Below are 8427 nucleotides of genomic sequence, written 5' to 3' on the forward strand. Positions count from 1 at the left end.
CGCACGCCACCCAGCCGAGCACCCCCGCCAGCCCCGCCAGCCCGGCGCCGTGACTGACCGCGGACGCGGGGCGCGGATCCGCGGCGCGGCGCCGTTGCAGGGTCAGGCTCGTCGTCTCGGGAAGCACAGGCGCGTCGGACATGGCGCCACGGGTAGCCGATTTTCGTCAGCAAACCATGAACCATCCTGCCCCGGCTTGCACCACCCCACGACCCGCGCTATCGCGACCCTACACCTTCTGCCGCCCGTCTCGCCTTCGCGACGGTCAGAGCGGGGGCGCAGGCCGCGGCAACGCCGGCTTCGCGGGTATAGTACAATGGTAGTACAGCAGCCTTCCAAGCTGAATACACGGGTTCGATTCCCGTTACCCGCTCCATCGTTTCCAATAGCGCCGACCAGTCTTGACGGGCGTGACCCGATCATTGCCTGACTATGCCGTGAGATGCGCTGTTATAGGCGGCGATAGCCGGCATGGCGAACTCTGTGCCTCACAGCACCCGCCCCGCCGCATTTTCTGATTATTAGAAGTCGGGCTCCCCATTCCGATTTCGACATGACCCGTTTGCTGATTTCTGGTAGCTCTATGGCGCATATTACCGATGATTTCGGGATGAAATACTATTAGCAAGTCTTTTCAACGATGGGACGTCGACTTCACCCTTTCGCTTCACAATCGAACCGGAAAGTATTTTATCGGCAGGGATATCATCGACACGCTGCCGGATGTATTTCGCAGCGTGAAGATATGGAGACTTCCCGAAAGGGTCGGCGTCAATGCCTTGTCCCGCAAAGTCATCGGTCGATTATGGGCCGAAGAAGATCGCCTCAGAGCCCGGTATCCCAGGCTGCTGCCGCGACAGCGGAGCCGACGCGCGGTCCTTCATCTCGATCCGATGACCGTGCTGGGCTGGCACGTCACGTCGCATGATGCCGTGCTGTGCCACGATCTCGGCCCCCTGACGCATCCCGAACTCTTCGCCCCGTCCGTCACCGCGCTCTACGAGCGGGTCTATGCACGCATCGCCGAACGCCAGCCCCGCATGGCCTTTGTCAGCCAGGCATCCAAGGCGGCATTTCAGCGCCTCTATGGCACCGGGTCCCCCGCCACCGTGATCTATCCACCGATCCGCACGGGCGTGGCGGGTGGCGCGCAACACGCCGTGGACGGCGTTGAAGGCCTGTTTCTGCTGACCGTGGGGAGCATCGGGCGCCGCAAGAACCAGCTGGCCAGCATCCGCGCATTCGCACGCGCGGGCCTTGCCGATGCGGGCTATCACTATGTCATCTGCGGCAGCCGCGAACCGGGATCCGAGGCCGTCATCGCCGAGGCGGAGCAAACCCCCGGCGTCATCCTCCTGCCCTATGTCTCGGACGAGCAGTTGCGCTGGCTCTATGCGCATGCGCGGGGGTTCGTGCTGGTGAGCCTTCTCGAAGGATTCGGCGTCCCCGTCGCGGAAGCGATGCGCAACGGACTGGTGCCGCTGATCAGCGCCAACAGCGTCCTCGAAGAGGTCGCGGGACCAAGTGCGATCGCGGTCGATCCGCACTCCGTCGAGGCCATCGCCGCGGGAATGACACAGCTCGCCGAACTCCGCTCGGACCAGATCGCGGCACGGCGGGTCGATCTCGAGGCGCGTCTCGACGCGTTCTCAATGCCGACCTTCGTCGATGCGTGGAGGGCCTTTCTGGGTGCCGAGGCCGAGCATCGGCCGGCGCCGCTCGTCGCATCGCGCTAGCCGACCGAAACGGCGCGACGCGGGAGGAGCAGGCGCGCGCCCAGAAAGGCGAGCGCCGGCTTTTCGACGAAACGGCGGACGATCTCCGCCACGATCAGCGCAGCCCCCACGATACCGACCGCTGCGATCAGTCGCTCGGCGAGCGGCTGGCCCGCCATCAATCGAGAGAGCAGCATGACGACCGGCAGATGCGTGGCATATAGTGGGAAGGAGACATTCCCCAGCCATGTCAGCACGCGCGACTGCTCTCGTTGCCCAAGTGCGCCGAGCAATACGATCATCGGGTTGGCGCACAGGATGTAGAAGAGCGACAGCGGGATGCCAAACCAGGAGACGCCGGGCACGATCATCGGAAAGAGGAGTGCGGCGATCAGGATCACGGGCGCAACATCCGCCTTCACGCGACGCGCCTCGTAGATCCGGTATGCGACCACCCCCATGCAGAAGGACGCCAAGGCCCTGACCGTCGTTGGCACGATCATATCGACCGACTGATAAAAGAAATGGACGCTATTATGGTCGATGGCGACCCAGGTGATCGCGACCGAAAGGACGAAGGCGATCGTGATCAGCCCGCGATTGCCGAGGGCCTTGACGGATACCGCCCAAAGCAGATTGACGAGGATCTCTGCAAAAAGCGACCAGTAGACGCCGTTGAACCAGACCAGATTCTGCCCCTCGAGCCGCGGCAGGACGATGAGGGACAGGGCAAACGCCCGATAGGCGGATGACGCCCCCGGGCCGCCCGCCATGCCGAGCGCCACGAGCAAGGCCGCCACCGATCCGGCGAGCACGCTCGGCCAGAGCCGAACCACCCGTGACATCAGAAAGCGAGCGAACTCACCGCCGCCCTCGCGCAACCGCCGCTCATGCGCGAAGGCGAGGACGAAACCGCTAAGACACAGGAAAAAGTCCACCGCGATATTGCCATGGACCGTCATTCCGCTCGGAAACTTCAGGAAGATGCCGATATGATATGCCACGACCATCAGCGCCGCGACCCCCCTCAACCCATCTAATGCGACAAAGCGACGTTTCGAGTGTTCGGCGGCCCGGACAGGCTGCATATACATTCCCCCAGCGCTTATCCCGATTAGGCGGGGCAAAACACAAATATCGGGAGAACTGTCGGGGGCATCGACAGACAAGTCTATCGTGTTTTTTGACCAAGACCGTCCCAGGTCGACATGATTTCGACGGCTTTACTATTCTGGCGTTCTGATGTTCGCTCACGCATGACCGCAAGGTGGCCGATCTTCGTTAGCGGGGCGGATCGGATATGGGGCATTTCCCGCCAGCAGGGCCCGCGTGCGTGCCATAGCTTACCCCTCCCCGGCAATGCCGGGGAGGGCGCGGTCGAGGACAGCTGTCAGAGGGCGAGGTCGGGGCTGCGGTCCGCCTTGACGCGCATCGCGGCGGGGCGGGGCTTGGTCGCGACATGGACCGCCGGCGAGGCGATGGCGAGTTGCAGCGTATCGGCGGTATTGCCCCAGTGATCGGCGAGCAGTTCGGGATGCTCATTGAGCTTGATGCCGTAGCTCGGGACGATCTCGCGGATCTTGGCCTGCCAGCCGGCGGTCGACAGCCGGTTCGGAAACACCTTCTTGAGCAGGTCGAGCATGATCGACGGCGCGGTCGACGCACCCGGCGACGCGCCGAGCAGCGCCGCGATCGAGCCGTCCTTCGACGCGACGATCTCGGTGCCCAGCTTCAGCACGCCGCCCTTTTCAGGATCACGCTTGATGATCTGCACGCGCTGGCCCGCCTGCCACAGGCGCCAGTCGCCGTCCTTGGCGCCGGGGAAATATTCGCGCAACGCCTCCATCCGGTCGGCATCCGACATGATCAGCTGCCCTGCGAGATATTCGACCAGCGCGAAATCGTCCCAGCCGACCGCGACCATCGGCCGGAAATTGTCGATCGTCACCGATGCAGGCAGATCGAAATAGGACCCCTGCTTCAGGAACTTGGTCGAGAAGGTCGCGAACGGTCCGAACAGCAGCGCCTGCTTGCCGTCGAGATAGCGGGTGTCGAGATGCGGCACCGACATGGGCGGTGAGCCGACCGCGGCCTTGCCGTAAACCTTGGCGAGATGGCGGTGCGTGATCTCCGGCTTGTCCGCGACCAGGAAGGATCCGCCGACCGGAAAGCCGGCATAGTCGTCCGCCTCGGGGATGCCCGACTTCTGCAGGATCGGCAGTGCGCCGCCACCCGCGCCGGCAAAGACGAAGCGCGCATTGATGACCTGCTTGTCGTCGGTCTTCATGTCGCGCGCGGTGACTTCCCAGCCGCCCTTGGCATTGCGCTCGAGCGAACGGACCTCATGCCCCGTCGTCAGCGTGAAGTTCGCCTGCTTGTCGAGCGCGGCGATATATTGCCGCGTCACCGCACCCCAGTCGCAATCCGTGCCGAGCGGCGAGCGGGTCGCCGCAAGCGGCAGCGCCGGATCGCGGCCCTGCATCATCAGCGGCACCCATTTGGCGATCTGGGCGCGGTCGGTCGAGAACTCCATGCCGGAGAAGAGCGGACTGGCGCCCAGCGCTTCCCAGCGCTTGCGAAGGAAGGCGACATTGGCGTCGCCCCAGACGAGGTTCATGTGCGGGGTCGAGTTGATGAACGTCCGCGGTGCGCCGAGCATGCCGGCCTTGACCTGGTGGCTGAGAAACTGGCGCGTGACCTGGAACTGCTCGTTGATCTCGACCGCCTTGGCGATCTCGACACGGCCGTCGGCCGCGTTGACCGGCGTGTAGTTGAGTTCGCACAGCGCCGAATGGCCGGTGCCCGCGTTGTTCCAGCCGCCCGAGCTCTCCTCGGCGACCTTGTCGAGACGTTCGACCAGCTCGATCGTCCAGCTCGGCTCGAGCTGGCGCAGCAGCACGGCGAGCGTCGCGCTCATGATGCCGCCGCCGATCAGCAGCACGTCGACCGAACGTTCCGTCGTCGCGGCCTGCGCCGGCGACAGGGGAACCATGGCGGAGGACCCTGCGACGCCCGCAACGATCGCCGAGCCTAGAAGATTGCGGCGCGTTACGCCCGTGCCGGCCGCTGGAGCTTCGCCTGACTGCTCGGCGGTCCGCGTGTCGTCGTTCGATCCAATTCGCACTATGATGCCTTTTTCGTTACCGCCTGCCCGCCCCCGATCCCGGCCCCCGAGGGGCGGAGACGGCTAAGGGCGCATCGCCGGATGATGGATGGGCTGCGCAGGATCGGCCGAAAGACGCACAGAAGCGATCGACCGAGCACAACCGTTGCTCAAAGTCCTCGCCCATTTGCCGGAATTTATTGGGAGGCCCGCAAACCAGTAAAATTGACGGGTATCCGAGACTTATATGCCATCGCAGGCGCAATTTTTCAAGCTTTGGATGGCGGATGGCCGGATCGGGGCCCGCCATGCGCGGCGTATCGAGCCGCGCGGCAGCAGCCGCGAAGACGCCCGGTCGGCGCCGGCCGCAGGGATCTTGTTCGTCCGTCCGCCAAGCTCGACCGGTCACCCGGCCAGCTTGCGGATCAGCAATCCACCAGACCCGCGAGCAGATCGCTCATCCGCTGACGCCCGACGACCGACAGCTGAATATGCGATCGTCGACCGTCATTTTTGTCGCGGGTCCGCAGGACGAGACCCGCCTCCTGCAGGATCGCAAGGTAGCGCAGCGCCGTCGCCGAGGGCGCCCGCGCGCCGATGCACACCGCGGACACGCTGAGCTGACGCCCCTCGTGATGCGAGATGAACAGGTCGAGCAGCATGTCCCAGGCGGGTTCGGAGAACAGGTCCGCGCCGAATGCCGCGTCGCGCTGGCGACGCAGTTCGTACAGATGCTTGGCAGCGCTCACCAGGCGGGCGGGATCGACGGCGGCGGGTGCAAGAGCCGGCCCGGGCCGTGCGCCGTTCAAGAGTCGCATGAAAGGAATGGCATAAGACATTTAAAGCCTCAGATGCAGGGCTAAGGAAGGGTCGGGTCCTGGCGGCTCCAGTCGAGATCCCAGCCTCGCGACCGGACCCGTCTGGCATGCCGCATCGTTCCGACGGCGAGCAGCAGGACGATGGGGTAGCTCCACATGACCGACAGGACCGCATAAGCGAGCCGGATCACGTCGGGGTTGATCGCCCGGGCCAGATGCGCCCCGGTTCCCAGTGCATGGAGCGCGGTGACCCAGGCCGGCCAGAACCGATCGGCGTGCAGCGTGATGGCGATCATCACGCCGAGCAGGACGATGTCGACGGTCATGATGCCGATCTCGACGTCGACGAACTCGCCTGCGCCAAGCTGGTGAAACATCCGCGTGGCCAGTGCCGCGAGCAGCAGGGCAAGCCCGGTCAGCCGCTCGGGGGCACCGCCACGCCAGAATGCATAGCCGGTCGCCGCCAGTTGCAGCGCGTTGAAGATCCAGACGCGGTCCACGTTATCGGGTCAAGCGATCCACCGGCCGCGTCGTCAGGCGGCAACGACGAGGTGCAGCAACGCATCGTCGCGCAGAGCCCCTTCGTTGGGCGGACACTCGCCCTCGTCACCATAGGCATAGAAGGCACCGAGGCCGATTTCGCTGCGTACCGCGACCAGCGCATGGTGCGCGTCGACGAAGCGCTGGCGGGCCTTGATCAGATCGGACGATGCATCCGCGACGAGTTGCAGCGCGGCGATCCCGGTCGCGACCGGCAGTTTTGCCGCCGCACGCTGCTGCAACAAGGTCGCGACGCACGATGCGGCGAGCGACGCGGCCTGGTCGACCGCCGCCTCCGCCTTCAGAAAGTCTGCGGTGACCCTGTCGGTTGCCTGACGACGTTCCTTCAACATGTCGAATTTCCCACCCCAGCGCGACGAATGCTCGACCCGGGGAGAGGCGGCGCTGCCGCGAACCTGCCTGAACAGGCTCGTCATGGTCATCGTCATCGTCACCAGCGCCACCGTGGTGATCGCCAGCAACGCCATGAGCCCGACCAGCCGGATCAGCCTGTCCCCCTTGGACAGGCGGTTCCGCGCCGCTCCCTCCGGTCCGCCTCTGGGCGTCATCCCTATGAAGCGGCGGACGAGCCCCCATGGATCGTCCTGGCCGACCTGTGGCGGATGCGACGGCGCGCGCGCTACGTCGATTGGTTCGGATGGGAGCCGATCATACGTCGCGACCAGCAGGTCCGACGACGGCATTGGCGACGTCCCGTCCTCCGTCCTGTCGTTCGCGGCGCGGGGCGCGGGCGTGGCGGAGGGCATGACGCGGGGCTCTGCGGGCACATCGAAATCCCCGGCGGTTTCGTGCCGTTGCAACAGCCGCGCAGCCTCGAACCGCGACCCCGCGCCCAGCACCTGAACCGCGCGTTCGATCCGCTTGTCGATCGCCGACGGCGACACGCCGAGCAGCGCTGCGATCTCCTTCGAATTGTGATGCGTCAGGACCAGTCGAAGACAGGCCCTTTGCGCTTCGGTCAGGAGATCAATGCGGCTGGCAGACATAGACCTACATTAACCGCAATTCTGCGGTTAGGCATCCCTGTTTGAAGCGCGCCGAATGCCGTCGCGGGACGCGTTTTCGCGCACGATGTCCGCACGACATCCCGGCACAGATCTGAAGGTTGTAAGGTTCGCGCCTGGCCTTGCTACCGGCGAAGGACCAAAGCTTGGGCGGTGATACCGCAAAGCTTTGGTGGACAGGGCTGGATTCGAACCAGCGTACGGGAAACCCGGGCAGATTTACAGTCTGCTGCCTTTAACCACTCGGCCACCTGTCCAAAGGGGCCACTCTTTCGAGCGAGGCGGCTCAATGGCGAAGCTTGTCGGTGCTGTCAACGCGGGTTGCGCCAACTTCCGCCCCCGCATAGCCTTTCATGCATAAAAAATTGCCCAGGGGGACCTTCATGCACCAATCGCGTCCGTGCCGACTTGCCATTTTCGCCGCAACCGTAACGATCATCGCGCTCAGCCCCGCGGCCGCCAAGGAGCGTGGCGGCACCGCAAAGCCTGATCAACCCATGGTCAACCGCATCATCGACGAAGGGACCAACCACAGCCAGGTCATGGTGACCGTCCAGCATCTGACCGACGTGATCGGCCCGCGGCTCACCAATTCGCCGTCGATGCGCACGGCCGAGGCATGGACGCAGCGCCGCTTCGCCGACTGGGGCCTCACGAATGTCCACAAGGAAGGGTTCGCATTCGGTCGAGGCTGGTCGATCGAACGGTCGAGCGTGCGGATGACGACCCCGCGGGTGGTGCAGCTGACCGCGATTCCCATTGCCTGGACTCCCGGCACGAACGGCACCGCGCTGAGCGCGGCCGTGATCGTCGCACCGATTGCGCGCGAGCGCGACTTCGCGAAATGGCGCGGCAAGCTCAGCGGCAAGATCGTGATGCTCACGCGGCCCGGCACCGGTGACGAACCTGCCGAGCCCGCCTTCAAGCGGCTGAGCGGCGAGGATATCGCGAGGCTCGACCGGTTTCAGCAGCCGAATTACGACCCCGATGCCGCCGACCGCCGGATGAAGCGGCTCGATTTCTCGAAGAAACTCGATGCGTTCCTGAAAAGCGAAGGCGCGGTCGCGACCGCGACGATGGCCTATCACGACGGCAAGCTGGTCAGCGGCGAAGGCTATCTGTTCGGTGTCGGCGACACGCCTGCGCTGCCGGGCGTGCAGATCGCCGCGGAGGATTATCGACGCCTCGCGCGGCTCGCCAAGGCGGGCCCCGCCCCGACGCTCGAG

The 8427-nt window shown here is 65.0% G+C and carries 6 protein-coding genes, 2 tRNA genes and 1 pseudogene; 3 read left to right on the forward strand and 6 right to left on the reverse strand.

Annotation, left to right across the window (positions count from 1 at the left end; all coding sequences use genetic code 11):
• Positions 1-302: 302 nt before the first annotated feature.
• Both sphsw_RS10255 and sphsw_RS10260 read left to right on the forward strand, forming a co-directional pair.
• Positions 303-376, forward strand: a tRNA-Gly gene (locus sphsw_RS10255).
• Between the two features lie 517 nt (positions 377-893).
• On the forward strand, positions 894-1736 hold the full coding sequence (locus tag sphsw_RS10260; RefSeq protein WP_052380912.1) for a glycosyltransferase family 4 protein: 843 nt from the start codon (positions 894-896) through the stop codon (positions 1734-1736).
• Here sphsw_RS10260 and sphsw_RS10265 read toward each other — a convergent pair.
• From sphsw_RS10265 to sphsw_RS10290, 6 genes are all read right to left on the reverse strand, one after another.
• On the reverse strand, positions 1733-2884 hold the full coding sequence (locus sphsw_RS10265) for an acyltransferase family protein (protein WP_152555472.1): 1152 nt from the start codon (positions 2882-2884) through the stop codon (positions 1733-1735). The two genes, sphsw_RS10260 and sphsw_RS10265, sit on opposite strands and share 4 nt — an antisense overlap.
• 221 nt (positions 2885-3105) lie before the next feature.
• On the reverse strand, positions 3106-4839 hold the full coding sequence (gene mqo, locus sphsw_RS10270) for a malate dehydrogenase (quinone) (RefSeq protein ID WP_268745766.1): 1734 nt from the start codon (positions 4837-4839) through the stop codon (positions 3106-3108).
• A gap of 404 nt (positions 4840-5243) precedes the next feature.
• The gene (locus sphsw_RS10275; protein ID WP_042467029.1) at positions 5244-5636 is read right to left on the reverse strand and encodes a hypothetical protein; all 393 of its coding nucleotides are present in this window, start codon (positions 5634-5636) and stop codon (positions 5244-5246) included.
• A 41-nt stretch (positions 5637-5677) separates the two neighbouring features.
• The gene (locus tag sphsw_RS10280) at positions 5678-6136 is read right to left on the reverse strand and encodes a hypothetical protein (RefSeq protein WP_042467030.1); all 459 of its coding nucleotides are present in this window, start codon (positions 6134-6136) and stop codon (positions 5678-5680) included.
• Between the two features lie 33 nt (positions 6137-6169).
• Entirely contained in the window at positions 6170-7183 is a 1014-nt protein-coding gene (locus sphsw_RS18350) for a sigma factor-like helix-turn-helix DNA-binding protein (protein WP_052149008.1), read from the reverse strand.
• 188 nt (positions 7184-7371) lie between these two features.
• A tRNA-Tyr gene (locus sphsw_RS10290) sits at positions 7372-7458 on the reverse strand.
• Between the two features lie 126 nt (positions 7459-7584).
• Between sphsw_RS10290 and sphsw_RS10295 the strand changes: the two are divergent.
• Positions 7585-8427, forward strand: a pseudogene (locus sphsw_RS10295) (M20/M25/M40 family metallo-hydrolase); the annotation flags it as partial.

Origin of the sequence: Sphingomonas sp. FUKUSWIS1, assembly GCF_000733135.1 — a bacterium.
In the GTDB taxonomy this organism is placed as follows: Bacteria; Pseudomonadota; Alphaproteobacteria; order Sphingomonadales; family Sphingomonadaceae; genus Sphingomonas; species Sphingomonas aerolata.

Coding starts and splice junctions, on each gene's coding strand:
- sphsw_RS18350 (WP_052149008.1), bottom strand. CDS start 7,183: ATGTCTGCCAGCCGCATTGATCTCCTGACCGAAGCGCAAAGGGCCTGT.
- sphsw_RS10275 (WP_042467029.1), bottom strand. CDS start 5,636: ATGCGACTCTTGAACGGCGCACGGCCCGGGCCGGCTCTTGCACCCGCC.
- sphsw_RS10260 (WP_052380912.1), top strand. CDS start 894: ATGACCGTGCTGGGCTGGCACGTCACGTCGCATGATGCCGTGCTGTGC.